A 25,529-nucleotide genomic window follows, 5' to 3' on the forward strand; every position below is an offset into this window, starting at 1 on the left:
CGGGTGCTCCGGGGCGAGCCGGTAGTCCACGGCGACGACCACGGCGTCGCAGATGGTGGCGACGAAACGACAGTTTCGTCCGCCACTTCTGCGATCTCGGCGAGCCAGAACTACGGTTTCTTCGGCGGAGCTGTGCTGCTGCGCTCGACCAGCTCGGCGGGCAGCCGCAGGTGGCGCTCGGTCTGCTTGCCTTCGAGCAGCTCGAGCAGGAGCCCGAGGGCGGCCCGGCCCATCTCGTGGAGCGGCTGGGCGACCGTGGTGAGCGGGGGAGTGGCGTCGCGGGCCTCGGGTACGTTGTCGAAGCCGATCACCGAGAGGTCCTCGGGCACGCGCAGGCCCAGCGAGCCGGCGACCTCGATGACCTTGATCGCGGAGATGTCGTTGGCGGCGAAGATGGCGGTCGGACGCTCACCGGCCGGGAGCGAGAGCAGCTCGCGAGCCGGCGCCTCGGCGAGCTCGGGGTGGTAGCCGCCCACCCGGATGAGGTCGGGCGAGACGCTGAGACCGGCGTCGTGGAGAGCCTCGCGGTAGCCCTGCTCGCGCAGGCCGGCGGAGCGGAGGTCGGGGCGCCCACCGAGGAACCCGATGCGCCGGTGGCCGAGCCCGACCAGGTGGTCGACGGCGAGCCGGGCGCCGGTGATGTTGTCGGCGTCGACGGTCATCGGGCCGTCCGGCCCGGTGTGGGGGTCGATCGCGACGACCGGGATGGTGGTCTCGTCGGTGATGATCATCGACGGCGTGACCACGATCGCGCCGTCGATCAGGGTGTGGCCGAGGCGGGAGAGCGAGCGGCGCTCCCAGCCGGTGTGGTTGTGGGCGCCGGTGCGTCCGGCGTGGGCCAGCAGCTCGTAGCCGGTGCCGTCCAGGGCCGCCGAGATGCCCTTGAGGAGCTCGGCGGAGTAGGGCTCGAACTCGGCCACGAGCACGCCGATCACGCCGGTGGACTTGCGGCGCAGGCTCGAGGCGATCAGTGAGGACTGGTAGCCGAGCTCGTCGATGACCGCGAGCACCTTCTCGGCCGTCGCCTCGCTGACGCCGTAGCGCTCGTTGATCACTTTGGAGACGGTGGCCACCGAGACGCCGGCCTCGCGGGCCACGTCGGTGATGGTGACCCGGCGCGGGCGTGGCTGATCGAGCGTGCTCATGGCCCGACAGTAGCCCACTCGGGCCAAGTTCGATAACCATCTACGAAAACGTTATCGACAACGATTGACAGAGGCCCATCGCAAGCGCCATGCTCAACCCCGACGATGTGGCGGCAGTCACATACCCATACATCCAGAGCTGTGACGAAGAGGTCCCAAGATGTCGAGGAAGACACAAGCGCTCGCCGCGCTGTGCGCCGGATTGATGATTGCCGCCACCGGTTGTGGCGGCTCGGGCGACTCCGGTGGCGACGACAAGACCATCACCTGGTGGCATAACTCCAACAACGACCCCGGCAAGGGGTACTACGAGCAGGTTGCAAAGGACTTCGAGAAGGCCAACCCCGGCATCGACGTCAAGGTCCAGGCCTTCGCCCACGAGGACATGCTGACCAAGCTCGACGCCGCGTTCCAGAGCGGCGACGTCCCGGACGTCTACATGGAGCGTGGCGGCGGCGAGCTCGCCGACCACGTCGAGGCCGGGCTCACCCGCGACCTCTCCGAGGACTCCAAGGACATCATCGACCAGATCGGTGGCAGCGCCGCCGGCTGGCAGGTCGACGGGAAGACGTACGCCCTGCCGTTCTCCATGGGCGTGGTCGGGTTCTGGTACAACACCGAGCTCTTCGAGAAGGCCGGGATCACCGCGCCTCCGACGACCATGGAGGAGCTGTACGCCGCGTTCGACAAGCTCGACCAGGCCGGCATCACCCCGGTCTCGCTGGGCGCCGGTGACGGCTGGCCGGCCGCGCACTACTGGTACTACACCGCGCTGCGCGCCTGCTCCCAGGACGTGCTCGAGAGCGCGGTCGCCGACCTGGACTTCTCCGACCCGTGCTTCATCGAGGCGGGTGAGACGGTCGACGAGATCGTCGCCCAGAAGCCGTTCAACAAGGGCTTCCTCTCCACCCCGTCGCAGACCGGGCCGACCTCGGCCAGCGGCCTGCTGGCCACCGGTAAGGTCGCCATGGAGCTGGCCGGCCACTGGGAGCCCGGCGTGATGCAGGGCCTCACCGAGGACAAGAAGGGGCTGGGCGACAAGACCGGCTGGTTCCCGTTCCCGGCCGTCGAGGGCGGCGCGGGCGACCCGGCCGCGCAGCTCGGCGGCGGTGACGCCTGGGCGGTCTCCGAGGGAGCGCCCGACAAGGCCGTGGACCTCGTGAACTACCTGCTCTCCGACGAGGTCCAGAAGGGCTTCGCCGAGAACGACATGGGCCTGCCGACCATCCCGGCGGCCGGCTCGTCGGTCAAGGACCCGGCACTCGCCGAGCTCCTGAAGGTGCGCGACGAGTCACCGTTCGTGCAGCTCTACTTCGACACCGCCTTCGGTGAGTCCATCGGCGGTGCGATGAACGACGAGATCGCGCTGCTGTTCGCCGGCAAGGCCACCCCTGAGGACGTCGTCACGGCGACCCAGGAAGCCGCGGACAAGGAGAAGTGAGCATGGCTGACCGAAGCACGCCCTCGGGAGGCACGGTCGCCTCGTGAGCTCTGAAGCAACTACCGGTGCGGTCACCTCGGGGCGACCGCACCGGTCACGAGACGGCTGGCGTCAGTGGGCGGAGATCGCGTTCTTCGTCACCCCGGCCCTGGCCCTGATGGCCCTGTTCGTCGCCTGGCCGATCCTCACCGCGGCGCGGTTCTCCCTCTACGACTGGAAGGGCCTCGGTCCGCTCGACGACTTCGTCGGGTTCGAGAACTACGCCGAGGTGCTCGCTGACAGCGTCTTCCGGGACGCGGTCGCCCACAACATGATCATCGTGGTCGGCTCGATCGTCGTGCAGCTGCCCCTGGGCGTGGCCATCGCGCTGCTGCTCAACCGCAAGATGGCGGGGCAGGGGGTGCTGCGGACGCTGATCTTCGTGCCGTACGTCCTGGCCGAGGTCATCGCCGGCGTCATCTGGTTCCAGCTGCTGCAGCCCGAGTACGGCCTGGTCGACGCCCTCATGAACGGGATCGGTCTCAGCCCGCCCGAGGAGGGCTGGCTCGGCACCCCTGAGGTCGCCCTGTGGGTGGTGCTCGCGGTGCTGACCTGGAAGTACCTCGGCCTGGCGGTCCTGCTGTTCCTCGCCGGACTGCAGGGTGTCTCCGAGGAGCTCTACGAGGCGGCACAGCTCGACGGTGCCAGCTGGTGGCAGACGCAGTGGCGGATCAGCATCCCGCTGCTCGGCCCGACGATCCGCACCTGGTGCTTCCTGTCGATGATCGGCTCGATCCAGTGCTTCGACATGATCTGGGTCCTCACCGGCGGTGGTCCCGCCGACGCGACGACCACGATGGCGACGTACCTGATCGACGAGGGCACCAACCGGCACAACTACGGCGTCGCCGGGGCCGCGTCGGTGGTCCTGTTCGCGATCGCGTTCGTGATGGCGCTGGTCTACCAGCTGGTCGTGCTGCGCCGAGACACCAAGGAGGCGGCATGAGTGTGACGACGAACCTGGCGCCGCGCGGCCGGCGCGGCGGCAACAACGTGCTGGTCTATCTGGTCTCGCTGATCGTCGTGGCGATCACCGTCGGGCCGGTGCTCTACGGCGCGATGGGCGGCTTCCGCACCAACGCCCAGCTGGCCGAGAAGCCGACCGGGCTGCCCGACCCGTGGGTCACGTCGAACTACGCCAGCGTGCTGAGCGGCGCGTCGTTCTGGACGTACGCGATCAACTCGACGGTCATCGCGGTCATCACCACGGTGGTCGCGGTCGTCTTCGGGGTGATGGCCGCCTACCCGCTGGCGCGCTACCGGTTCAAGGGCCGCGAGGCGCTGTTCATGGTCTTCGTGCTCGGCCTGCTCTTCCCGGCAGCGGTGGCGGTGATCCCGCTGTTCATCCTGGTCACCCGCGACCTGGGGATGGGCAACACCTGGTGGGGCGTGGCGCTGCCGCAGGCGGCGTTCGCGCTGCCGCTGACGGTGGTGATCCTGCGGCCGTTCCTGATGGCGCTGCCGCGCGAGCTCGAGGAGGCGGCGCTGATCGACGGCGCCTCGCGGATCGGTGTCTTCTGGCGGATCATGCTGCCGCTGTCGATGCCGGGGGTGATCACGGTGGCGGTGCTCGCCTTCGTGACCTCCTGGAACGCGTACATCCTTCCGCTCCTGCTGCTGCAGGACGACATGCGCACGCTGCCGCTCGGGGTGGCCGACTTCTCCACCGAGCACTCCGCCGACACCGCCGGTGTCCTGGCGTTCACGACGATTGCGATGATCCCCGCGCTGGTGCTGTTCCTGGCCCTGCAGCGGCGGATCGTCTCCGGACTGCAAGGAGCGGTGAAGGGATGACTGAAGCCCAGGAGCGAGCCCAGGAGCAAGCCCAGCTGCGTGCCTGGCCGCAGGTGTCGACGCGGGTGCGCGAGCTGCACGCGCGGATGAGGCTCGAGGAGAAGCTGGCGCAGCTCGTCGGCTTCTGGATCGACCACGGCGACGAGGTCGTCGCGCCGCTGGCCGACGAGATGACCGCCGGCGCACCCGAGCGGCTCGCCGAGGTCACCGAGCACGGCATCGGCCACTTCACCCGTGTCTACGGCACCCGTCCGGTCGAACCGGCCGAGCGGGCGGCGTGGTTGTGGCAGGAGCAGCGCCGGCTGCTGCGCGAGACCAGGCTGGGCATCCCGGCCCTGGTCCATGAGGAGTGCCTCACCGGGCTGGCCGCCTGGAAGGCCGCCTGCTTCCCGACGCCCCTGGCCTGGGGCGCCGCCTTCGACCCCGACCTCGTCGAGGAGATGGCGTCGCTGATCGGGTCCTCGATGCGTACGTTGGGCGTGCACCAGGGCCTCGCGCCGGTGCTCGACGTGATCCGGGACCCGCGCTGGGGGCGCACCGAGGAGGCCATCTCCGAGGACCCCTACGTGGTCGGGACGGTCGGGACCGCGTACGTCCGGGGGCTGCAGTCAGCCGGCATCCAGGCGACGTTGAAGCACTTCGTGGGCTACTCCGGCTCGCGGGCCGGACGCAACCACGCGCCGGTCGCCGCGGGCCCGCGCGAGCTGGCCGACACCTTCCTGCCGCCCTTCGAGATGGCCGTCCTCGACGGCGGCGCACGGTCGGTGATGAACGCCTACAACGACGTCGACGGCGTCCCCATGGCTTCTCACACCGAGCTGCTCACCGGACTGCTGCGCGAGGAGTGGGGCTTCGACGGAACGGTGGTGGCCGACTACTTCGCGGTCGCCTTCCTCGCCCTCATGCACGGGGTCGCGGCGGACCGTGGCCACGCCGCCGCGATGGCTCTGGAGGCCGGGATCGACGTCGAGCTGCCCAGTGGCGACGCGTTCCTGGAGCCCCTGGCCGCGCTGGTCCGGGCCGGCGAGGTGGACGAGGCGGTCATCGACCGTGCCGTTCTGCGAGCGCTGGCCGCGAAGGAGGAGCTGGGGCTGCTCGACGAGGAGTTCACCGCCGAGCCGCCGACCGACATCGACCTGGACACGCCGGCCCACCGTGACGTGGCTCGCCGCCTGGCCGAGGAGTCGGTGGTCCTGCTGGCCAACGACGGCACCCTCCCGCTCGCTCCGACCGCCACCAGGCTCGCGTTGATCGGGCCCAACGCCGACCGCGCCGAGGCGCTGATGGGGTGCTACTCCTTCCCCAACCACGTCCTCGCTCACCATCCCGACGTCGCGCTCGGGATCGAGGTGCCGACGATCGCGGACGCGCTGCGGGCCGAGCTGGACGGCGCCGAGATCGAGGTCGTCCAGGGCTGCGAGGTCGAGGGCACCGACACCGCCGGGATCGCGGCCGCCGTCGAGGCGGCTCGACGGGCCGAGGTGGCCGTGGTCGTCGCCGGCGACCAGGCCGGCCTGTTCGGCAAGGGCACCGTGGGGGAGGGCAACGACACCGAGTCCCTCGACCTGCCCGGCGTCCAGCGCGAGCTGGTCGAGGCCGTGGTCGCCACCGGGACCCCGACGATCCTGGTGCTCGTCACCGGCAGGCCGTACGCCATCGGCTGGGCCCTCGACGGCCGAAGCGGAGCTCGAGGCGATCAGAGTGGCGCCGCCCGTCCCGCGGCGGTGCTGCAGACGTTCTTCCCGGGCGAGGAGGGCGGACCAGCGATCGCCCGTGTCCTCACCGGCGCCGTCAACCCCTCCGGGCGGCTGCCGGTGACCCTGCCGCGCTCGGCCGGGGCCCAGCCCTACACCTACCTGCACCCCATCCTCGGCGGCCCCTCCGGGGTGACCTCCGCGGACTCCACGCCGGTGCGGCCGTTCGGCTTCGGGCTCTCCTACTCCACCTTCTGCTACAGCGGGCTCTCTGCCGACCGCTCGGTCGAGGCCGGCGGCACGTTCGGGGTGGAGGTGACCGTCACCAACCTCGGTGATGTCGCCGGTGTGGACGTGGTCCAGCTCTACGGTCGCGACCTGCTGGCCTCGGTGGCCAGACCGGTCTCGCAGCTGCTCGGCTACCAGCGGGTCGCACTGGGGGCGGGCGAGTCGGCGACGGTGCGCTTCGAGGTGCCCACGACCCGGCTGGCCTTCACCGACCGCGGTCTCGTCCGCGTCGTCGAGCCCGGTGAGGTCGAGGTCTGGGTCGCCGCCTCGGCGGGCGAGAAGGTCGCCACCGGCGTCGCCGAGGGCATCGACGAGCTCTCCGACGTCGAGGTGGCGTCCGCCGCCGGCGAGTCGGGCATCGACAAGACGCTGGTCACGGTGACCGGCGACGTCCACCGGGTCAGCACCGCTGACCGGCGGATCACGACGGTGACGGTCTCGCGCTAGGAGCGCTGGGCGGTCTGCCGGGCGAGATGGGCGGCGGGATCGGCGATGACGCGGCGTACGACGGTCCCGGCCGCTCCCCGCACGGCGGCGTCGCTGCCGAGCCCGGAGACCAGCAGCCGGGGCGGTTCGACGGCACCGGTGTGGTGGCTGATCGAAGCCGCGGTCGCCGCGGTCAGCCAGGGTGCGAGCGTGGCGAACGCGCCACCGAGCACGATCGCGGTGGGGTCGAGGAGGGTGATCACCGAGGCGAGCGCGACTCCGAGGTGCCGTCCGGCGTCGGCGACGGCATCGAGCGCCGCCTGATCGCCGGCCTCGCAGGCCCGGGTGAGGTCGGCCATCGTCGCCACCTGCGCGCGGGCGAGGATCTCCTGCTGCCCGGCCATCCGCTCCAGGCAGCCGTGGCCGCCGCAGCCGCATCGCGGGCCGTCGGGGGCCACCACGACATGGCCGAGCTCGCCGGCGCCCGCATGCGCGCCACGGAAGACCTCGCCGCCGATCACGATGCCGCCACCGATGCCGATCTCGCCGGAGACGTGCACGAAGTCGCGCAGGGGAGCGCCGTCGTGCTCGTGACCGCCGAACCACATCTCGCCGAGAGCCGCCAGGTTGGCCTCGTTCTCGACATCGACCTCGAGCCCGGTGCCCTCGCCGACGGCATCGGCGAGGTCGACCCGGGCCCAGCCCAGGTTGGGGGTGCGTACGACGGCGCCCTCGACGGTCAGGCCGGGCACCGCCACGCAGGCTCCGGACAGCGGCAGACCCTGGGAGGTGGCGCTGCGGGCGGCGGTGCGGGCCAGATCGATGAGGTCGGCGACCACCTCCTCGACCTCGCGGCCGCGGTTGTCACGGCGTACGACGTGGTGGTAGCGCGGCACGCCGGTCAGGTCGGTCACCACGGCAGCCAGGTAGTCGACGTTGACCTCCAGACCGAGGCCGGCGACGCCTCCGGGAGCGAGGTTGAGCGCCGTGGCGGGCCGGCCGCGCTCGGTCGCGGCTGGGGCGCTCTCCTGGATCAGGCCGGCGGAGATCAGATCGGACACCAGCCCGGATACCGACGACTTCGTCAGGCCGGTGCGCGCAGCGACCTGAGCCCGGGAGACCGGGCTGGTGCGGGCGACCTCGCCGAGCACGAGCGCGAGATTGCTCGCCCGCATCCCGGCATGCTGGGCAGGCTCGGTTCTGACGGTCATGCACGGGATTAGACCAAGTTCTGAACTTTAGGTCAAGCGACCCGCTTACAGGTGTCCAAAGGGTTGACAATGTGACGGTCGTCGCGTTTCATGATCCTCATATAGTCCGAGTCATGAACTAATGTGAGGAAGCAAGGCTATGACGGATTACACCCCCACCTCCGAGGACAAGTTCACCTTCGGGCTGTGGACCGTGGGCTGGAACGGGCAGGACGTGTTCGGCTCGGCGAGCCGGCCTCACCTCGACGTCGCCCACTCGGTGCACAAGCTGGCCGAGCTCGGCGCCTACGGCATCACCTTCCACGACAACGACGTCTTCGCGATCGACGCGAGCGATGCCGAGCGCCAGGCCGAGATCGACAAGCTCAAGGCCGCGCTGGACGAGACCGGCCTCAAGGTGCCGATGGCCACCACCAACCTCTTCGGCCACCCGGTCTTCCGTGACGGTGGCTTCACCTCGAACGACCGCGAGGTGCGCCGCTACTCGATCGCCAAGGTCGCGCGCAACATCGACCTCGCCGCCGAGCTCGGTGCCACGACGTACGTCATGTGGGGTGGCCGTGAGGGCGCCGAGTCCCACGCTTCCAAGGACATCGCGGCGGCGCTGGACCGCTACCGCGAGGCGGTCAACCTGCTCGGCGACTACGTGACCGAGCAGGGTTACGACATCCGGTTCGCCATCGAGCCGAAGCCCAACGAGCCCCGCGGCGACATCCTGCTGCCGACCATCGGCCACGCGCTCGCCTTCATCAACACCCTCGACCGCCCCGAGCTGGTCGGCCTCAACCCGGAGGTCGGTCACGAGGAGATGGCCGGGCTCAACTTCGCCTCCGGTGTCGCGCAGGCGCTGTGGCACGGCAAGCTCTTCCACATCGACCTCAACGGCCAGCACGGCCCGCGCTTCGACCAGGACCTCCGCTTCGGCGCGGGCAACCTGCGCGGTGCGTTCAACCTGGTCGACCTGCTGGAGTCCAAGGGCTACGACGGCCCGCGTCACTTCGACTTCAAGCCGCCGCGCACCGAGGACGAGGACGGCGTGTGGGCGTCGGCTGCGGGCTGCATGCGCAACTACCTGGTGCTGCGTGAGCGGGCCAAGGCCTTCCGGGCGGACCCGGAGGTCAAGGCTGCGCTCGAGGCCTCGCAGGTCGAGGAGCTCTCCGTGCCGACCCTGGCCGAGGGCGAGACGCTCGCGGACATCCGCACGGCGACCTACGACATCGAGAAGCTGGACCACGGCTACGCGTTCGAGCACCTCGACCAGCTGGCCATGGACCACCTCCTCGGGCTTCGCTAGGTTGCCGGGCATGCCGCTCGTCGCCGGGGTCGACTCCTCGACCCAGTCCTGCAAGGTCGTCGTCCGTGACGCGGAGACCGGGGCGCTGGTGCGCTCCGGCTCCGCGCCGCACCCCGAAGGCACGGAGGTGGACCCGGCGGCGTGGTGGACCGCGCTCGAGTCCGCCGCCGAGGCCGCGGGTGGGCTCGATGATGTCGCCGCCATCTCCGTCGGCGGGCAGCAGCACGGGATGGTGTGCCTGGACGAGGCCGGAGAGGTCGTACGCCCCGCGCTGCTGTGGAACGACACCCGCTCGGCCGCCGCGGCCGCCGCGCTCAACGCCGAGCTGGGTGCCGCGGCCTGGGCCGATGCCGTCGGGTCGGTGCAGGTCGCCAGCTTCACCGCCACCAAGCTGCGCTGGCTCGCCGAGCACGAGCCGGAGTCGGCGGCGCGGGTCGCGGCGGTGTGCCTGCCCCACGACTGGCTGACCTGGAAGCTCGCGGGTGCCCCGGGGCTGGAGGCGCTGCGTACGGACCGGAGCGACGCCAGCGGCACCGGCTACTACTCGGCGGTGACCGGCGAATACCGTCGCGACCTGCTCAAACGCGCTCTCGGGCGGGACGACGTCGTGCTGCCGGAGGTGCTCGCGCCCTCGGCCTCGGCCGGACGTACGCCGGCCGGGGCGCTGCTCGGCCCCGGCTGCGGCGACAACGCCGGCGCGGCCCTCGGCGTCGGCGCCCGGCCCGGCGACGTGGTCGTCTCCATCGGCACCTCCGGGGTCGCCTGCGCGGTCTCGGAGACACCCACCTCGGACGCGTCCGGCACCGTGGCGGGCTTCGCCGACGCGACCGGCCGCTACCTGCCGCTGGTCGCCACCCTCAACGCAGCGCGCGTCCTCGACGCGACCACACGGCTGCTCGGGGTGAGCCACGAGGAGCTCTCCCGGCTGGCGCTCGAGGCCCCCTCGGGCTCCGGCGGCCTGGTCCTCGTCCCCTACCTTGAGGGCGAGCGCACCCCCGACCGCCCGTCGGCTCGTGGTGTGATCCACGGACTGACCCTGGCCACCGCCGAGCCCGCTTACCTCGCGCGCGCCGCCGTCGAGGGACTGCTCTGCGGCCTCGCCGACGGCATCGACGCGCTGAAGTCCCAGGGCGTCGCGGTCGACCGTGTCCTCCTCGTCGGCGGCGGCGCCCGATCCGAGGCCGTACGCCGTCTCGCCCCCGTCGTCCTCGGCCACCCCGTCCTCGTCCCCGAGCCGGGGGAGTACGTCGCCGACGGTGCCGCCCGCCAGGCCGCCTGGCTCCTCACCGGCGGCGAGGAGCCCCCGACCTGGGAGCTCGCCGGCACCGAGACCTACGAGGCCGACCCCGACCCCGCCGTACGCGCCCGCTACGCCGAGGTCCGCGACCTGACCGAAGGCATATAGCCGAGGCGTCACCCCGGTCGGCCGAGACGTCACGTACGTCGGCCGAGGCGTCACGTACGTCGGCCGAGATGTCACCCGCTGACCTCTCGGCCGACGCGAGTGACGCCTCGGTCGACGCGAGTGACGCTTCGGCAGAATGTGGGTGACGTTTCGGCGCGCGCAGGTGACGCCTCGGCGGGATCCGATAGCGTGGCCGCGCCATGTTGGATCACATCAAAGGCTTCGTTCAGGGAGTCGTCCTCGCGCCCATCGTCCGGCTGTTCGTGGCGCTGAAGATCAGCCCCGACCTCGTGACGCTCGTCGGCACCATCGGAGTAGCGGTCGGCGCGCTGGCGTTCTACCCGCGCGGCGAGCTGCTGGCGGGCACGATCTTCATCACCTGCTTCGTCTTCAGCGACCTGATCGACGGTGCGATGGCGCGTGCCGTGGGCCGCACGAGCAAGTTCGGTGCCTTCTGGGACTCCACCCTCGACCGGATCGGCGACGGCGCGGTCTTCGGTGGCCTGGCGCTCTACTTCGCCGGACCGGGCGACTCCGACCTCTACCTCGCGCTGACCCTGTGGTGCGTCGTGATGGGAGCGGTCACCTCCTACGCCCGCGCCCGCGCCGAGTCGCTGGGGTTCACCGCCAACGTCGGCATCGCCGAGCGCGCCGACCGGCTGGTCCTGGTCCTGGTGATGACCGGCTTCGCCGGCATCTTCTCCCTGGACCTGCTCATCTACATCGCGCTGTGGATCCTCGCCGTCGCCTCGACCGTCACCGTCGGGCAGCGCGTCTGGACCGTCCGCAAGCAGGCCCTCGCCGAGGAAGCGGCGTCGTGACCGCGCCGACCGAGGCAGACGTACGCCTGGCCGCGGAGCTCGTCCGCGGCGCCGGCTCGCTCGCGGCGAAGATGCGCATCGAGGGCATCGGCGACTCGATCGAGACCAAGACCTCGGTCTCCGACCTGGTCACCGCCGCCGACAAGGCCGCCGAGAAGGCGATCGTCGAACGCCTGGCGGCCGAGCACCCGGGTGACGGCCTCCTCGGTGAGGAGGGCTCGGCCCGCGAGTCGACCACCGGCCGGGTGTGGACCATCGACCCGGTCGACGGCACCTACAACTTCGTACGCGGCCTCGACTGGTGGTGCTCGGCGCTGGCGCTGACCGACGGCGACGACATCGTCCTGGGTGCGATCTACTCGCCCACCGAGGACGCGGTCTACGTCGGCGGCCCCGAGCTACCGACGACCCGCAACGGCGTCCGGCTCGACGCGATGCCGGATACGCCGCTCGCCCTCGCCTGCCTCACCACCTACCTCCACCCCTCGAAGCTGAAGCACCCGGTCGGCGAGGCGTACGTCCGGGTCGCCAGCCAGGCCGCCTCCATCCGGATCCTCGGCTCCGGCTCGATGGACCTCACCGCCATCGCCCAGGGAAAGCTCCACCTCTTCTGCCAGCACTCCGTCCCCGACTGGGACCGCCTTCCCGGCGCCGCCCTCGTCCTGGGCGCCGGCGGAGCCACGACCCAGGTGGAGGCCGGTGGTGTCACCTGGTCGCTGGCCGGCACCCCCACCGCGGTGGCCGAGGCTGCCGAGGCGTTGACCGGGTAGCAGTCCACTTGGAGCAGTCCACTTTGGGAACAGTGGCCTGACCAGGCCTTTCCGAGGGTGGCGTACGCCTCGTCCCGACCTACGATCGCCCCATGGCAACAAGCATGAACGAGACGGGAACCTCGCGAGTCAAGCGCGGGATGGCGGAGATGCTCAAGGGCGGCGTGATCATGGACGTGGTCACCGCCGAGCAGGCGAAGATCGCCGAGGACGCCGGGGCGGTGGCGGTGATGGCGCTCGAGCGCGTCCCCGCCGACATCCGCGCCCAGGGCGGCGTGAGCCGCATGTCCGACCCCGACATGATCGACGGCATCATCGAGGCCGTCTCCATCCCGGTCATGGCCAAGGCCCGGATCGGCCACTTCGCCGAGGCCCAGGTGCTCCAGAGCCTCGGGGTGGACTACATCGACGAGTCCGAGGTGCTGACCCCGGCCGACTACGAGAACCACATCGACAAGTGGGCCTTCACCGTGCCGTTCGTGTGCGGCGCGACCAACCTCGGCGAGGCCCTGCGCCGTATCACCGAGGGTGCGGCGATGATCCGCTCCAAGGGCGAGGCCGGCACCGGTGACGTGTCCAACGCGGTCACCCACATGCGTACGATCCGCCGCGAGATCCGCCGCCTCGGCGCCCTCGCCGAGGACGAGCTCTACGTGGCCGCCAAGGAGCTCCAGGCTCCCTACGAGCTGGTCAAGGAGGTTGCCGAGAACGGCAAGCTCCCGGTCGTACTGTTCACCGCCGGTGGCATCGCGACCCCGGCCGACGCCGCGATGATGATGCAGCTCGGCGCCGAGGGCGTCTTCGTCGGCTCCGGCATCTTCAAGTCCGGCAACCCGGTCCAGCGCGCCGAGGCGATCGTCAAGGCGACCACCTTCCACGACGACCCCGACGTCGTCGCCAAGGTCTCCCGCGGCCTCGGCGAGGCCATGGTCGGCATCAACGTCGACGAGCCGGCCAGGTCGATCCAGTTCGCGGAGCGCGGCTGGTGACCACCCTCGGCGTACTCGCCCTCCAGGGCGACGTCCGCGAGCACCTCGCCGCCCTCGACCGCCTGGGGGTGAAGGGAACGTCCGTACGCCGCCGGGAGGAGCTCGACGCGTGCGACGCGCTCGTCATCCCCGGCGGTGAGTCGACGGCGATGTGGCGCCTGGCGCGTACGTTCGACCTGCTCGACCCGCTCCGCGAGCGGGTCCGGGGCGGGATGCCGGCGCTCGGCACCTGCGCCGGGATGGTGCTCCTGGCCGACCGGCTGCTCGACGCGGCCCAGGGCCAGGAGACCATCGGCGGGCTCGACATCACGGTCCGGCGCAACGCCTTCGGGCGGCAGACGGAGTCGTTCGAGACCGACCTGGAGGTCACCGGGCTGGACGAGACGGTCCACGCCGTCTTCATCCGAGCGCCCTGGGTCGAGGAGATCGGCCCAGGTGTCGAGGTGCTGGCGAGCGTGGGGGAGCACCCCGTCGCCGTACGTCAGAACCAGCTCATGGCGACCTCGTTCCACCCCGAGGTCAACGCCGACGACCGGCTGCACCAGCTCTTCGTCGACACCTGCTGCTGACGGTGACGTAGCGCACGTAGTTAAGATGGGGGCATGCTGCCCTGTGTTGACTCCGGAGGCGGCTCGACAAGCATCAGCGACGACGCGGGGCAAAGGACGGTTTCCAGATGAGCGGCCACTCCAAGTGGGCAACGACGAAGCACAAGAAGGCGGCGATCGACGCCAAGCGCGGCAAGCTCTTCGCCAAGCTCATCAAGACGATCGAGATCGCAGCCAAGACCGGCGGTCCCGACCCGTCGGGCAACCCGACCCTCTATGACGCGATCCAGAAGGCCAAGAAGCAGTCGGTCCCCAACGACAACATCGACCGCGCGGTCAAGCGCGGCGGTGGGCTCGACGGAGGCGGAGTCAGCTACGACACGATCATGTACGAGGTCTACGGCCCCCAGGGCGTCGCGCTCCTCATCGAGTGTCTGACCGACAACCGCAACCGGGCGGCCATGGAGGTGCGCACCGCGGTCACCCGCAACGGCGGCACCATGGCCGACCCCGGCTCGGTGAGCCGGCTCTTCGACCGCAAGGGCGTCGTCGTCGTGGCCAAGGCGCAGGAGGGCAAGGAGATCTCCGAGGACGACCTCCTCGAGGCCACCCTCGACGCCGGTGCCGAGGACGTGAACGACCTCGGTGAGTCCTTCGAGATCGTCTCCGACCCGTCCGACGTCGTCGCGGTCCGCACCGCGCTGCAGGACGCCGGCATCGACTACGACTCCGCCGAGGTCCAGTTCGTGGCCTCCATGGACATCCCCGTCGCCGATGCCTCCGCGGCCGAGAAGGTCTTCAAGCTCATCGACGCCGTCGACGACCTCGACGACGTACAGAACGTCTTCTCCAACGCCGACGTTCCCGATGAGGTCATGGAGACCGTCGACGCCTGACCTGCGGCGCCGAGCGCGCTGTCGTCCCCTTGCGAACCGGCTCATGCTCGGGGTGGATGCCGGGTACCCGGAAGGTCGCGAACCGCCACCAGGGCGCGTTCCCGCTGGAAGGAGGACACGATGGGATACGGCGTAGGAGCGATTCTGCTCGTGGTCGGGCTGGTCCTGGCGCTGGCTGTGCACGTCTCGGTCAGCGGGGTCGATCTGACGATGATCGGCTGGATCCTGGCCGCCGTCGGAGCGTTGGTGCTGATCCTGACCGCTGTGACGCTGAACACCGGCGGTCGCTCACGCACGGTCGCGAGGCGGAGGCATGCGGACGGTACGGAGACCGTCGAGGAGCGGCGGACCGACAGCCTGTGAGCGCAGGAGGCCTCTACAGCGACTGGTGACCTCCGAGGCGCGTTGCGTCATCCTGAATGAGGGTGTCGTAGCGCCGGAGGCAGCGGCCGGCAGGTAGTCTACGAACAGACGTTCGACACCCGGCCGGCCCGGTCGTTGTGGAAGAGGTGCTTCAGTGCGCGTGCTTGGGATCGACCCCGGCCTGACCCGGTGCGGGATGGGCGTGGTCGACGGCTCGCTCGGCAGGCCGCTGGCGATGGTGGACGTCGGCGTGATCCGTACGTCCTCCGATCTCCCCGTCTGGGAGCGGCTGGTGACCATCGAGAAGGGGATCGACGCCTGGATCGAGGAGCACCGGCCCGACGCGGTCGCGATCGAGCGGATCTTCGCGCGGTCCAACGTCTCCACGATCATGGGTACGGCCCAGGCCAGCGGCCTGGCGATGGTCTGCGCCGCGCGGCGCGGTCTCCCCGTCGCCCTGCACACGCCCTCGGAGGTCAAGGCCGCCGTCTCGGGCAACGGCCGCGCCGACAAGGCCCAGGTGACCGCCATGGTGACCCGCATCCTGCGGCTCTCGACCCCGCCCAAGCCCGCCGATGCCGCCGACGCGCTGGCGCTGGCCATCACCCACCAGTGGCGCGGAGGCGCCCAGAACCGCATCGAAGCCGCGCTCGCCGCGGCCGGAAGGACAAAGAAGTGATCGCGTCCGTACGCGGCAAGGTCGCCGCCGTCAGTCTCTCCACCGCCGTCGTCGAGGTCGGCGGGATCGGCATCGAGCTGCTCTGCACGCCCAACACGCTGGCCACGCTCCGCACCGGCGAGGAGGCGCACCTGCCGACCAGCCTGGTCGTGCGCGAGGACTCGCTCACCCTCTTCGGCTTCACCGACACCGACGAGCGCACGCTCTTCGAGCTCCTCCAGACCGCCTCCGGCGTCGGCCCGAAGCTCGCCCAGGCCATGCTCGCCGTCCTCTCGCCCGACGGCATCCGCCTGGCCATCGCGGGCGAGGACGCCAAGACCCTCACCAAGGTCCCCGGCATCGGGCAGAAGGGTGCCCAGCGGATCATCCTGGAGCTCAAGGACAGGATCGGCGCCCCGACCGGCACCGCCTCGGCCCCTGCACGCGCCACCACAGCGGCGCCGTGGCGCGACCAGGTCACCGAGGCCCTCGTCGGCCTGGGCTACAACGCCCGGGACGCCGACAAGGCGGTGACCGCGATCGAGCCCGAGGCCGGCGACCAGGCCAACATCTCGTTGCTGCTCCGGGCAGCTCTACGCACCCTTTCGAAGGCATAGGAACCCATGCACGAGGACGACCTGGACCGAGCCGAGGAGGACTACTTCTCCTCGCTCACCATCGCCGAGGCCGACGGTGACGACCGGGCCGTCGAGGCTGCGCTGCGCCCGAAGACCCTCGACGAGCTGATCGGCCAGCAACGCGTCCGCGAGCAGCTCGGCCTCGTCCTGGAGGCGGCGCGGCAGCGTGAGAGGGCGCCCGACCACGTACTCCTGTCCGGGCCGCCAGGCCTCGGCAAGACCACCCTCGCCATGATCATCGCGGCCGAGATGTCGGCGCCGCTTCGGATCACGAGCGGTCCGGCGATCACCCATGCCGGCGACCTGGCCGCGATCCTGAGCGGGCTCAACGAGGGCGAGGTGCTCTTCGTCGACGAGATCCACCGGATGAGCCGACCCGCCGAGGAGATGCTCTACCTGGCGATGGAGGACTTCCGGGTCGACGTGGTCATCGGCAAGGGGCCGGGCGCGACCGCGATCCCGATCGACCTGCCGCCGTTCACGCTCGTCGGCGCGACCACGCGCGCCGGCCTCCTTCCCGGCCCGCTCCGGGACAGGTTCGGCTTCACCGGACATCTCGAGCTCTACGACCCGGCCGACCTCGAGCTGATCGTGCGCCGCTCCGCGGGGCTGCTCGACGTCACCCTCAAGGACGACGGCGCCGCCGAGATCGCCGGCCGCTCCCGAGGCACCCCGCGGATCGCCAACCGGCTGCTGCGCCGCGTACGCGACTATGCCCAGGTCAAGGCCGACGGCACGGTGACCCAGCAGATCGCCGAGAAGGCGCTCGATCTCTACGAGGTCGACCCGCTCGGCCTGGACCGCCTCGACCTGGCCGTGCTCGACGCCCTGTGCCGGAGGTTCGGCGGCGGCCCGGTGGGCATCTCCACCCTCGCCGTCGCGGTGGGGGAGGAGCGCGAGACGGTCGAGGAGGTGGCCGAGCCGTTCCTGGTGCGTACCGGCTTCCTGGCACGTACGCCGCGGGGCCGGGTCGCGACCCCGGCAGCATGGGAGCACCTCGGGCTGCCGGTGCCGGCCAACGCCGAGGCTGCGGCCTGGTCCAAGGAAACGCTCTGGGATGAGGCCTGATTCACAGTCTCAACCAGGTGCCTGGTTAGACTTGCACGTCGCCGTGCGCCTGCCGGTGACCACTCAGACTGTCGGAGCCGAACCCCCGTGGAATTCCTTCCTTTTATCGTCATCATCGTCCTGTTCTACTTCCTGTTGATCAGGCCGCAGCAGAAGCGTGCGAAGCAGGCTCGTGAGCTCCAGCTCAACCTCCAGCCGGGTGACCGGGTGATGCTGACCGCCGGGCTCTTCGGCACGGTGACGGAGGTCGAGGAGACCACGACGAACATCAAGGTCGAGATCGCCGACGGCGTCGTCATCCAGGTCGTGCGCCAGGCCGTGGCCCAGAAGGTCACCGAGGCGCCTGCGGAGGAGTCCGACGAGGAGACCGGCGAGGAGCGCGAGGTCGAGGCTCCGGCCGACGAGACCTCCGCCGACGCCGAGAACGTCATCGTGGACCTCGACAAGAAGGACTGACCAACACATGGCACGCAAGACAGCGCGCCCCGGCCGGACACTCGCACTGCTCTTCTTGGCCATTGCGATCATGTTCGGCGGCATCGCGTTCGCCGGCACCTGGAAGCCCGAGCTGGGCCTCGACCTGCGCGGCGGCACCGAGATCTCGATGACCGCGGAGAACTCCGAGGGCGGATCGGTCCCGAAGGAGAGCCTCGACGAGGCCAAGGCGATCATCGACCAGCGCGTCAACGGCTCCGGCATCACCGGCGGCCGGGTGACCACCGAGGGCAACGACGTCATCAAGGTCTCCATCCCCGGCACCGGCAAGGTGCAGCAGGAGACCGCCGAGCGCGTCCGCCAGACCGCGAAGCTCCGCTTCCGCCTGGTCGCCTGCAGCCCGCAGAAGACCTGTGGTGCCGCGGACCCCAGCGGCTCGATGGTCGAGGACCCCTCGGCCGGCACCGTGCCGGGCACCTCGCCGCGCGCGGCGTTCGGTGGCGAGACCGCCAGCGCCTCCGAGAAGGCGACCGCCTCGGACAAGGCTTCCGAGAAGGCCTCCGAGAGCGCCGACCCGAGCGCCAGCCCCTCGGCGGGTGCCAAGCCGGAGACGCCGAACGAGAACGACGTCGTCAAGGTCGACGACGCGGTCAAGTTCATGCGCACCGTGCCGCAGGAGTGGGCGACCGCCTACAACTCCTTCACCTGCCCCGCCCCGGGCGCCGATCCGGTCGAGGACATCCCCGGAAAGCCGCTGCTGACCTGTGACGAGGACGGCGTCCCCTACCTGCTGACGCCTGCCGTCATCGAGGGCACCGAGATCAGCGAGGCCTCCTACGGCATCCCGCAGCAGCAGGCCAACTACGTGGTGACCCTGGACTTCAAGTCCGAGGGCAACAAGGTCTTCGCCGACACCACCGGCGCCATTGTCGGCACCGGTGAGCAGTTCGCGATCGTCCTGGACGGCAAGGTGATCTCCGCCCCGACCGCCGACTCGCGGATCAGCGGAGGCGCGCAGATCAGCGGCGACTTCACCCAGGAGTCCGCCGCCGCGCTGGCCAACAACCTGAAGTACGGCTCGCTGCCGCTCGACTTCCCCGAGGACGGCATCCAGACCCGGGTCATCGGCCCGACCCTGGCCGGTAACCAGCTCACCGCCGGGCTCTGGGCCGGTCTGGTCGGCCTGATCCTCGTGGTGATCTTCTCGATCCTCTACTACCGCGCGATGAGCATCGTGGTGATCGGGTCTCTGCTCGTGGCAGGTGCGCTGACGTACGGCATGATCCTGCTGCTCAGCGAGACCGCCGGCGTCACCCTGGACCTTCCGGGTGTGGCCGGTCTGATCGTCGGTATCGGCATCACCGCCGACTCCTTCATCATCCTCTACGAGAGGATGCGTGACGACATGCGTGATGGCCGCTCGATGCGGGTGGCCGTCGACACCGCCTGGGTCCGGGCCCGTAACACCTGCCTGGCCTCCGACGGCGTCTCGTTCCTGGCCGCGTTCGTGCTCTACGTCTTCGCGACCAACGAGGTCAAGGGCTTCGCCTTCATGCTCGGCCTGACCACGATCATCGACGTGCTGGTGTTCTTCTGGTTCACCCACCCGATGACGAAGCTGATGGCCGGTTGGGGCTTCTTCAACAAGGGCCACGTGCTCTCCGGCATGGACAAGCGCGCTATCGGCACCGTCGACGCCCCCACGGGCACCACTCTGGTCGGAGGCAAGGCCTGATGAGCAAGTTCTCCTTCTCCCGGCTCGGCAAGGAGCTCTACACCGGCGAGAAGTCCTTCGACTTCGTCGGCCGCCGGATGGTCTGGTACGCCGCCTCCGCGGTCGTGCTCGTCGCGGTCGTCCTCGGTGTCTGGCTCCAGGGCATCAACCTCGGCATCGACTTCACCGGTGGCACGCGCTACACGGTGACCGTCGCCCAGGCCGACCAGGAGCTCGCCGACGACCTGCGTACGGCGGTCGGTGACACGGCGGTCGAGGCCGCCGACGGCGCCACGGTGCGTACGGCCGGCGGCAAGTCGATCGTCATCGAGACCAAGGCGATCCCCGACGGCTCCGAGGCGGACGAATCGATCATGGAGGCGATCACCAAGACCGCCGACGTGGCCGAGGACGACGTCAGCCGCACCGGCATCGGTCCCAGCTGGGGCCAGCGGGTCGCCTCGAAGGCGGCCCTCGCGCTGGGCATCTTCCTCGTCGGCGTGGTCCTGTTCATCTGGATCTACTTCCGCGAGTGGAAGATGTCGGTCGCGGCCGTCGTCGCGCTGCTCCACGACGTGGTGATCACGGTCGGCGTCTACGCGATCGTCGGGTTCGAGGTGACCCCGGCAACGGTCACCGGCTTCCTGACGATTCTCGGCTATTCGCTCTACGACACCGTGGTGGTCTTCGACAAGGTCAAGGAGAACACCCGCAACCTGTCGCAGAAGAAGCAGACCTACGCCGCCGCGGCCAACCTGGCGATCAACCAGACCCTGGTCCGTTCGGTGAACACCTCGATCATCGGTCTGCTGCCGGTCGTCGCGATCCTCTACGTCAGCACCGTCCAGCTCGGCACCTCCTCGCTGAAGGACATCTCTCTGGTGCTCTTCGTCGGTATGGCCGTCGGCACCTACTCCTCGATCTTCATCGCCACCCCGCTGCTGGTGCACCTGAAGTCGAAGGAGAAGGACGTCGTCGACGCCGACAAGCGCGCCGCCGCGCGGATGAAGGAAGCCGACAAGTACGCCGCGGTGCCGGTCTTCGACGAGGGCATGCCGGTCGCCGAGGGCGACGAGCCGGACGAGCTCCGCGACGCCCCCTCCGAAGACCTCCACGAGGCCGGCGTGAGCCGGGGCACCAGCCCCAACCGCTCGGCGACCGGCCGGGGCCGCAACGTACCCGACCAGCACCGTGCCGTCTCCGACAGCGGCGCCGCCGGGCGTCCGCAGCCCAAGCGCGAGTCGAGGTCGAAGCGGAAGTGACTGTCTCCGAGACGGCCGCTGGTGGCCGGTCGCTCGAGGAGACCCTCGAGCGGCTGGTCGCCGACGTTCCCGACTTCCCGGAGCCGGGAGTCGGCTTCAAGGACATCACCCCGCTGCTGGCCGACCACGCCGGCTTCACCCAGGTGGTCGAGGCGCTCGCCGCTCCGGCGCGCGACGCCGACGGCAACGTGACCGTCACCAAGGTGCTCGGCATGGAGTCGCGAGGATTCATCCTCGGCGCCCCCGCGGCCCTGCACCTCGGCGTCGGCTTCGTGCCCGTCCGCAAGGCCGGCAAGCTGCCCCGCGAGACCCACGCGGTCTCCTACTCGCTGGAGTACGGCGAGGCCACCCTGGAGATCCACACCGACGCGGTCGCGCCGGGGGAGCGGGTGCTGGTCATCGACGACGTCCTCGCGACCGGTGGCACCGCGGCGGCCACGATCGAGCTGGTCGAGCGCTGCGGCGGCGTCGTCGCGGGCGTCTCGGTGCTGCTCGAGCTCGGCTTCCTCGACCCGCGCAGCAAGCTGCCGGACACGCCGGTGCACGCACTGCTGGTCAGTTGACAGGTCCATTCTGCAGGTGTCGTCCTAGCCAACGTTCCGGGTGCGGCCGGTAGACTCTGGCTATGGCAGAGGATCGCATCGTCGCGCAGCCTCGTGCGCACAACATCGAGGCGCGGGAGAGCAGTGGCCCGGCCCCGTCGGGCCGCAGCGTCCGTGCGCGCCTGGCCCGAATCGGCGGACGTGGCACGCCGGGCAATCCTGTGCTGGAGCCGCTGTTCCGGGCGGTCAGGTCCAACCACCCGAAGGCCGACCTGGCGCTGCTCGAGCGGGCGTACGTCACCGCCGAGCGCCTCCACGGCACGCAGATGCGCAAGAGCGGCGACCCCTACATCACCCACCCGCTCGCGGTGACCACGATCCTCGCCGAGCTCGGCATGACCGAGCCGACCCTGGTGGCGGCGCTGCTGCACGACACGGTCGAGGACACGCCCTACACGCTCAAGGAGCTGACCCGGGACTTCGGTGAGGAGGTCGCCCACCTCGTCGACGGCGTCACCAAGCTCGACAAGGTCACCTACGGCGACTCCGCCCAGGCCGAGACGATCCGCAAGATGGTCGTGGCGATGTCCCGCGACATCCGGGTGCTGGTGATCAAGCTCGCCGACCGCCTGCACAACATGCGTACGCTGCGCTACGTCCCGCAGAAGAGCCAGGAGCGCAGCGCGCGCGAGACCCTCGACATCTATGCGCCGCTGGCCCACCGGCTCGGCATGAACACCATCAAGTTCGAGCTCGAGGACCTCGCCTTCGCGACCCTCTACCCGAAGATGTACGACGAGCTCGTCCGCCTCGTCGCCGACCGCAACCCGTCACGCGAGAAGTTTCTGGCCCAGGTCATCGACCAGGTCGAGCGCGACCTGCACGAGGCCCGGATCAAGGCGACGGTCACCGGCCGACCGAAGCACTACTACTCGATCTACCAGAAGATGATCGTCGGCGGTAAGGACTTCTCCGACATCAACGACCTGGTCGGCATCCGGATCCTGGTCGAGGACGAGCGCGACTGCTACTCCGTCCTCGGCATCCTGCACTCGCGGTGGAACCCCGTCCTGGGGCGCTTCAAGGACTACATCGCGATGCCGAAGTTCAACATGTACCAGTCGCTGCACACCACCGTGATCGGCCCGCAGGGCAAGCCGGTCGAGCTGCAGATCCGCACCTTCGCGATGCACCGCCGCGCCGAGTTCGGTGTCGCCGCGCACTGGAAGTACAAGGAGGACGGCCGCAACGGTGTCGACACCGACCGGCCGATGGACAACGACATGAGCTGGGTCAAGCAGCTCATGGACTGGCAGTCGGAGGTCAACGACCCCGGCGAGTTCCTGGAGTCGCTGCGCTTCGAGATGAAGCGCACCGAGGTCTACGTCTTCACGCCCAAGGGCGACGTGATCGCGCTCCCCGCCGACGCGACCCCGGTCGACTTCGCGTACGCCGTCCACACCGAGGTCGGCAACAAGACCATCGGCGCCCGGGTCAACGGCCGTCTGGTGCCGCTGGAGTCGACCCTGGAGAGCGGCGACGTCGTCGAGGTCTTCACCTCCAAGTCGCCCAACGCCGGACCGTCGCGGGACTGGACCTCCTTCGTCAAGTCCAACCGCGCCAAGGCGAAGATCCGGCAGTGGCACACCCGTGAGCGCCGCGACGAGGCCATCGAGAAGGGCCAGGACGCGATCGCCCGGCTGATGCGCAAGGAGGGCCTGCCCCTCAAGCGGCTGATGTCACGCGAGTCGCTCATGCTCGCCGCAGACCACTTCGACCTCGCCGACGTCGACGCGCTCTACGCCGCGGTCGGCGAGAGCCACCTCTCCGCCCAAGCGGTCGTACGCCGCGTCATCGAGGATCACGGCGGCGACGACGGTGCCGCCGAGGACCTCGCCGAGGCCATCAACGTCGGCCGCAGGCGACACGGCAAGGTCTCCACCGCCAACTCCGACGCCGGCGTGATCGTCAAGGGCTCCCCGGACGTCTGGGTCAAGCTCGCCAAGTGCTGCACGCCGGTGCCTGGCGACGAGATCCTCGGCTTCGTCACCAAGGGTGGGGGAGTCTCGGTCCACCGCACCGACTGCACCAATGCCGCCGAGCTCCGCTCCCACCCCGAGCGCCTGCTCGAGGTCGAGTGGGGCTCCACCTCCAACTCGGTCTTCCTGGTCAACATCCAGGTCGAGGCGCTCGACCGGGCCCGACTCCTGTCCGACATCACGATGGCGCTCTCCGACGCCCACGTGAACATCCTCTCGGCCCAGCTGACCACCACTCGCGACCGCGTCGCGAAGTCTCGTTTCTCCTTCGAGATGGCCGACTCCAAACACCTGGACACCGTCTTGAAGCAGGTACGCACCGTCCCCGGCGTCTTCGACGCCTACCGCGTCACCCAATGAAAGTGAGTATCTCGTGGATCCTTTCACCTGGTTTCTGATCGCCGCAGGCGTCGTCTTCATCGGCGCGATCGTGTGGCTGGTGCTGAGAAAGCCGTCGGGAGGCATCGATGAGTCCGTCGCGAGCCGAAACCGGGGCCAGGCCCTGGGAGAGGCCGAGTATCAGGGGCGGCCCCACCACGGCGGCTCTGACGGTGGGATCTCCGGCGTCTTGTGACCGACGCCGAGTCGGCTCGTCATGACGAGCCGACTCGGCCGGATTCCTGGTCAGAACGCGCCGACTCGGCACGCCTGAGTGGGACAGACGCGCCGAGTCGAGGGGTGGGTCAGGAGAAGTCGGCGCTGGCGCGCTTGGCCATCTCGAGGAACTGACGACGCGACTCGAGGTTCTCCTCGAGGCTCTTGATCTTGCGGGCGTCACCCGAGGCCTGGGCCTTGGCGAGGTCGCTCTCGACCTGGGCGATGGCCTCCTCGAGCTTGGCGATCATGTCGTCGGCTCGAGCGGACTTCTCCGGGTCGGACTTGCGCCACTGGTCGTCCTCGGCGGACTTGATGGCCTGCTCGACCTTGCGCATCGCTCCCTCGAGCTCCTTGATGCGGTCGCGCGGGACCTTGCCGGCCTCGTCCCAGCGGTCGGCGATGTCGCGGAAGGACCGCTTGACCGCGTCGAGGTCGTCGCCCTTCTCCAGCAGCGGGAGAAGCTCCTGCGCCTCGGCGAGCAGACCTTCCTTGACCACGGCGTTCTGCGCGAACTCGGCGTCGAGCGCCGCGTTGGCAGCGTCACGGGCACCGAAGAAGACGTCCTGGGCAGCCCGGAACTGCTTCCAGAGCTTGTCGTCGACGTCCTTGGGGGCCGGCCCGGCGGCCTTCCAGTCGCGCATCAGGTCGCGGTAGCGCCCGGCGGTGGGGCCCCAGTCGGTGGAGGTGGAAAGCTGCTCGGCCTCGACGATGATCCGCTCCTTGATCACCTTGGCGTCCTCGCGCCGGGCGTTGAGCTCGGCGAAGTGGGCCTTGCGGCGACGCGTGTAGGCGGTGCGCGCCGTCGAGAAGCGCCGCCACAGCGCGTCGTCGGACCCGCGGTCGATGCGGGGGAGCGCCTTCCACTGGTCGAGCAGCTCACGCAGCCGGTTGGCACCGTTGCGCCAGTCGTTGCTCTGAGCCAGCTTCTCGGCCTCGTCGACGAGAGCCTCCTTGGCGACCTTCGCCTCGGCCGCCTTCGCGGCCCGCTCGGCCTTGCGGGCCTCACGCTGGGTGGCGATGACCGGAGCGAGTGCCTCCAGCCGGGCCACCAGCGAGGCCAGATCACCGACCGCGTTGGCGTCGGTCACCTTCTCCACGACGGTCTTGACCGCCGCGGTCGCCTCGTCGGGCGACGTCTTGCCCGCATGCACGCGCCGCTCGAGCTGCTCGACCTCGAAGGCGAGCTGGTCGAACCGGTTGGTGAAGAAGGCAAGCGCCTCCTCTGGCGTGCCTTCCGGGTATTGCCCCACGGAACGCTCGCCCTCAGCGGTCTTCACGTAGACCGTTCCGTCTTCCTCGACCCGACCCCACTGCTCGCTGGTCACAATGTCCCTACTCTTCGCATGAGGCGCTAACCTCTTATGAAATCTCCCCCGCCGGACACCGTGCTCGTCACAGTCCCGGTCGGCTCAACTTGCAGGTCCCCGTGGTGTCCCGGCACACCTCGGGATG

24 protein-coding genes are annotated in these 25,529 nt (G+C 69.9%); 20 read left to right on the top strand and 4 right to left on the bottom strand.

Annotated elements, in window-relative coordinates:
• A partial coding sequence (locus ABTX24_RS21785; RefSeq protein ID WP_350842651.1) for an alpha/beta hydrolase fold domain-containing protein occupies positions 1–108 on the bottom strand: 108 nt, incomplete at its 3' end.
• Positions 109–110: 2 nt separating this feature from the next.
• The gene (locus ABTX24_RS21790; RefSeq protein ID WP_350842538.1) at positions 111–1,145 is read right to left on the bottom strand and encodes a LacI family DNA-binding transcriptional regulator; all 1,035 of its coding nucleotides are present in this window, start codon (positions 1,143–1,145) and stop codon (positions 111–113) included.
• A gap of 160 nt (positions 1,146–1,305) precedes the next feature.
• Between ABTX24_RS21790 and ABTX24_RS21795 the strand changes: the two genes are divergently transcribed.
• Genes ABTX24_RS21795 through ABTX24_RS21810 form a run of 4 tightly spaced genes read left to right on the top strand, consistent with a single transcriptional unit; the run spans position 1,306 to position 6,848 of the window.
• Positions 1,306–2,586 carry an ABC transporter substrate-binding protein gene (locus tag ABTX24_RS21795; RefSeq protein ID WP_160022846.1) on the top strand — a complete coding sequence of 427 codons (1,281 nt, stop codon included), beginning with the start codon at positions 1,306–1,308 and terminating at the stop codon, positions 2,584–2,586.
• 43 nt (positions 2,587–2,629) lie between these two features.
• Positions 2,630–3,571, top strand: coding sequence for a carbohydrate ABC transporter permease (locus ABTX24_RS21800; protein ID WP_350842540.1), 942 nt, complete (start codon positions 2,630–2,632; stop codon positions 3,569–3,571).
• Positions 3,568–4,419 carry a carbohydrate ABC transporter permease gene (locus ABTX24_RS21805; protein WP_350842542.1) on the top strand — a complete coding sequence of 284 codons (852 nt, stop codon included), beginning with the start codon at positions 3,568–3,570 and terminating at the stop codon, positions 4,417–4,419. Before ABTX24_RS21800 ends, ABTX24_RS21805 begins: the two co-directional genes overlap by 4 nt.
• Positions 4,416–6,848 carry a beta-xylosidase/alpha-l-arabinosidase gene (locus tag ABTX24_RS21810; protein ID WP_350842544.1) on the top strand — a complete coding sequence of 811 codons (2,433 nt, stop codon included), beginning with the start codon at positions 4,416–4,418 and terminating at the stop codon, positions 6,846–6,848. Before ABTX24_RS21805 ends, ABTX24_RS21810 begins: the two co-directional genes overlap by 4 nt.
• On the opposite strand, the gene ABTX24_RS21815 is transcribed toward ABTX24_RS21810, so the two are convergent.
• Complete coding sequence (locus tag ABTX24_RS21815; protein ID WP_350842546.1) at positions 6,845–8,038, bottom strand: ROK family transcriptional regulator; 1,194 nt, start codon at positions 8,036–8,038, stop codon at positions 6,845–6,847. The two genes, ABTX24_RS21810 and ABTX24_RS21815, sit on opposite strands and share 4 nt — an antisense overlap.
• A gap of 139 nt (positions 8,039–8,177) precedes the next feature.
• Here ABTX24_RS21815 and xylA point away from each other — a divergent pair, with 139 nt between their 5' ends.
• The 16 genes from xylA to ABTX24_RS21895 all read left to right on the top strand — a co-directional run bounded on the left by xylA (position 8,178) and on the right by ABTX24_RS21895 (position 23,840).
• Positions 8,178–9,332, top strand: a complete 1,155-nt coding sequence (gene xylA, locus ABTX24_RS21820; protein ID WP_350714969.1) for a xylose isomerase — start codon at positions 8,178–8,180, stop codon at positions 9,330–9,332.
• Positions 9,333–9,342: 10 nt separating this feature from the next.
• Positions 9,343–10,737, top strand: a complete 1,395-nt coding sequence (gene xylB / locus ABTX24_RS21825; RefSeq protein ID WP_350842548.1) for a xylulokinase — start codon at positions 9,343–9,345, stop codon at positions 10,735–10,737.
• A 200-nt stretch (positions 10,738–10,937) separates the two neighbouring features.
• On the top strand, positions 10,938–11,558 hold the full coding sequence (pgsA, locus tag ABTX24_RS21830) for a phosphatidylinositol phosphate synthase (RefSeq protein ID WP_160022858.1): 621 nt from the start codon (positions 10,938–10,940) through the stop codon (positions 11,556–11,558).
• Positions 11,555–12,328 carry an inositol monophosphatase family protein gene (locus tag ABTX24_RS21835; RefSeq protein WP_350842550.1) on the top strand — a complete coding sequence of 258 codons (774 nt, stop codon included), beginning with the start codon at positions 11,555–11,557 and terminating at the stop codon, positions 12,326–12,328. The genes pgsA and ABTX24_RS21835 overlap by 4 nt, the downstream gene beginning before the upstream one ends.
• A gap of 92 nt (positions 12,329–12,420) precedes the next feature.
• Positions 12,421–13,317 carry a pyridoxal 5'-phosphate synthase lyase subunit PdxS gene (gene pdxS / locus ABTX24_RS21840; protein ID WP_160022862.1) on the top strand — a complete coding sequence of 299 codons (897 nt, stop codon included), beginning with the start codon at positions 12,421–12,423 and terminating at the stop codon, positions 13,315–13,317.
• Positions 13,314–13,886 (top strand): pyridoxal 5'-phosphate synthase glutaminase subunit PdxT, encoded by a 573-nt coding sequence (gene pdxT / locus ABTX24_RS21845; RefSeq protein ID WP_350714975.1) that lies wholly within the window; start codon positions 13,314–13,316, stop codon positions 13,884–13,886. Before pdxS ends, pdxT begins: the two co-directional genes overlap by 4 nt.
• A 107-nt stretch (positions 13,887–13,993) precedes the next feature.
• On the top strand, positions 13,994–14,761 hold the full coding sequence (locus ABTX24_RS21850) for a YebC/PmpR family DNA-binding transcriptional regulator (protein ID WP_160022866.1): 768 nt from the start codon (positions 13,994–13,996) through the stop codon (positions 14,759–14,761).
• 120 nt (positions 14,762–14,881) lie between these two features.
• Positions 14,882–15,124 (top strand): DUF6458 family protein, encoded by a 243-nt coding sequence (locus tag ABTX24_RS21855; protein WP_350842552.1) that lies wholly within the window; start codon positions 14,882–14,884, stop codon positions 15,122–15,124.
• Positions 15,125–15,320: 196 nt separating this feature from the next.
• On the top strand, positions 15,321–15,803 hold the full coding sequence (gene ruvC / locus ABTX24_RS21860; protein ID WP_502890857.1) for a crossover junction endodeoxyribonuclease RuvC: 483 nt from the start codon (positions 15,321–15,323) through the stop codon (positions 15,801–15,803).
• Positions 15,800–16,399, top strand: a complete 600-nt coding sequence (gene ruvA / locus ABTX24_RS21865; protein WP_350714981.1) for a Holliday junction branch migration protein RuvA — start codon at positions 15,800–15,802, stop codon at positions 16,397–16,399. The genes ruvC and ruvA overlap by 4 nt, the downstream gene beginning before the upstream one ends.
• 6 nt (positions 16,400–16,405) lie before the next feature.
• Entirely contained in the window at positions 16,406–17,488 is a 1,083-nt protein-coding gene (gene ruvB, locus ABTX24_RS21870; RefSeq protein ID WP_160022874.1) for a Holliday junction branch migration DNA helicase RuvB, read from the top strand.
• An 87-nt stretch (positions 17,489–17,575) separates the two neighbouring features.
• Positions 17,576–17,944, top strand: a complete 369-nt coding sequence (yajC, locus tag ABTX24_RS21875; protein WP_160022876.1) for a preprotein translocase subunit YajC — start codon at positions 17,576–17,578, stop codon at positions 17,942–17,944.
• A gap of 7 nt (positions 17,945–17,951) precedes the next feature.
• Positions 17,952–19,658 (top strand): protein translocase subunit SecD, encoded by a 1,707-nt coding sequence (gene secD, locus ABTX24_RS21880; protein ID WP_350842556.1) that lies wholly within the window; start codon positions 17,952–17,954, stop codon positions 19,656–19,658.
• On the top strand, positions 19,658–20,899 hold the full coding sequence (gene secF / locus ABTX24_RS21885; RefSeq protein ID WP_350842558.1) for a protein translocase subunit SecF: 1,242 nt from the start codon (positions 19,658–19,660) through the stop codon (positions 20,897–20,899). The genes secD and secF overlap by 1 nt, the downstream gene beginning before the upstream one ends.
• Positions 20,896–21,462, top strand: a complete 567-nt coding sequence (locus tag ABTX24_RS21890; protein WP_160022882.1) for an adenine phosphoribosyltransferase — start codon at positions 20,896–20,898, stop codon at positions 21,460–21,462. The genes secF and ABTX24_RS21890 overlap by 4 nt, the downstream gene beginning before the upstream one ends.
• A 62-nt stretch (positions 21,463–21,524) precedes the next feature.
• The gene (locus ABTX24_RS21895) at positions 21,525–23,840 is read left to right on the top strand and encodes a RelA/SpoT family protein (protein ID WP_160022884.1); all 2,316 of its coding nucleotides are present in this window, start codon (positions 21,525–21,527) and stop codon (positions 23,838–23,840) included.
• A 323-nt stretch (positions 23,841–24,163) separates the two neighbouring features.
• Here ABTX24_RS21895 and ABTX24_RS21900 read toward each other — a convergent pair whose 3' ends face one another.
• Complete coding sequence (locus ABTX24_RS21900; RefSeq protein WP_160022890.1) at positions 24,164–25,402, bottom strand: DUF349 domain-containing protein; 1,239 nt, start codon at positions 25,400–25,402, stop codon at positions 24,164–24,166.
• Positions 25,403–25,529: the final 127 nt, after the last annotated feature.

Origin of the sequence: Nocardioides sp. NPDC127514 (assembly GCF_040302125.1) — a bacterium.
In the GTDB taxonomy this organism is placed as follows: domain Bacteria; phylum Actinomycetota; class Actinomycetes; order Propionibacteriales; family Nocardioidaceae; genus Nocardioides.

Excerpts from the sequence above, each read along its gene's own strand:
- ABTX24_RS21790 (WP_350842538.1), bottom strand. The coding sequence starts at position 1,145 with ATGAGCACGCTCGATCAGCCACGCCCGCGCCGGGTCACCATCACCGAC.
- ABTX24_RS21795 (WP_160022846.1), top strand. The coding sequence starts at position 1,306 with ATGTCGAGGAAGACACAAGCGCTCGCCGCGCTGTGCGCCGGATTGATG.
- ABTX24_RS21805 (WP_350842542.1), top strand. The coding sequence starts at position 3,568 with ATGAGTGTGACGACGAACCTGGCGCCGCGCGGCCGGCGCGGCGGCAAC.
- ABTX24_RS21810 (WP_350842544.1), top strand. The coding sequence starts at position 4,416 with ATGACTGAAGCCCAGGAGCGAGCCCAGGAGCAAGCCCAGCTGCGTGCC.
- ABTX24_RS21815 (WP_350842546.1), bottom strand. The coding sequence starts at position 8,038 with ATGACCGTCAGAACCGAGCCTGCCCAGCATGCCGGGATGCGGGCGAGC.
- xylA (WP_350714969.1), top strand. The coding sequence starts at position 8,178 with ATGACGGATTACACCCCCACCTCCGAGGACAAGTTCACCTTCGGGCTG.
- xylB (WP_350842548.1), top strand. The coding sequence starts at position 9,343 with ATGCCGCTCGTCGCCGGGGTCGACTCCTCGACCCAGTCCTGCAAGGTC.
- pgsA (WP_160022858.1), top strand. The coding sequence starts at position 10,938 with ATGTTGGATCACATCAAAGGCTTCGTTCAGGGAGTCGTCCTCGCGCCC.
- pdxS (WP_160022862.1), top strand. The coding sequence starts at position 12,421 with ATGGCAACAAGCATGAACGAGACGGGAACCTCGCGAGTCAAGCGCGGG.
- ABTX24_RS21850 (WP_160022866.1), top strand. The coding sequence starts at position 13,994 with ATGAGCGGCCACTCCAAGTGGGCAACGACGAAGCACAAGAAGGCGGCG.
- ABTX24_RS21855 (WP_350842552.1), top strand. The coding sequence starts at position 14,882 with ATGGGATACGGCGTAGGAGCGATTCTGCTCGTGGTCGGGCTGGTCCTG.
- ruvC (WP_502890857.1), top strand. The coding sequence starts at position 15,321 with ATGGGCGTGGTCGACGGCTCGCTCGGCAGGCCGCTGGCGATGGTGGAC.
- ruvB (WP_160022874.1), top strand. The coding sequence starts at position 16,406 with ATGCACGAGGACGACCTGGACCGAGCCGAGGAGGACTACTTCTCCTCG.
- secD (WP_350842556.1), top strand. The coding sequence starts at position 17,952 with ATGGCACGCAAGACAGCGCGCCCCGGCCGGACACTCGCACTGCTCTTC.
- secF (WP_350842558.1), top strand. The coding sequence starts at position 19,658 with ATGAGCAAGTTCTCCTTCTCCCGGCTCGGCAAGGAGCTCTACACCGGC.
- ABTX24_RS21895 (WP_160022884.1), top strand. The coding sequence starts at position 21,525 with ATGGCAGAGGATCGCATCGTCGCGCAGCCTCGTGCGCACAACATCGAG.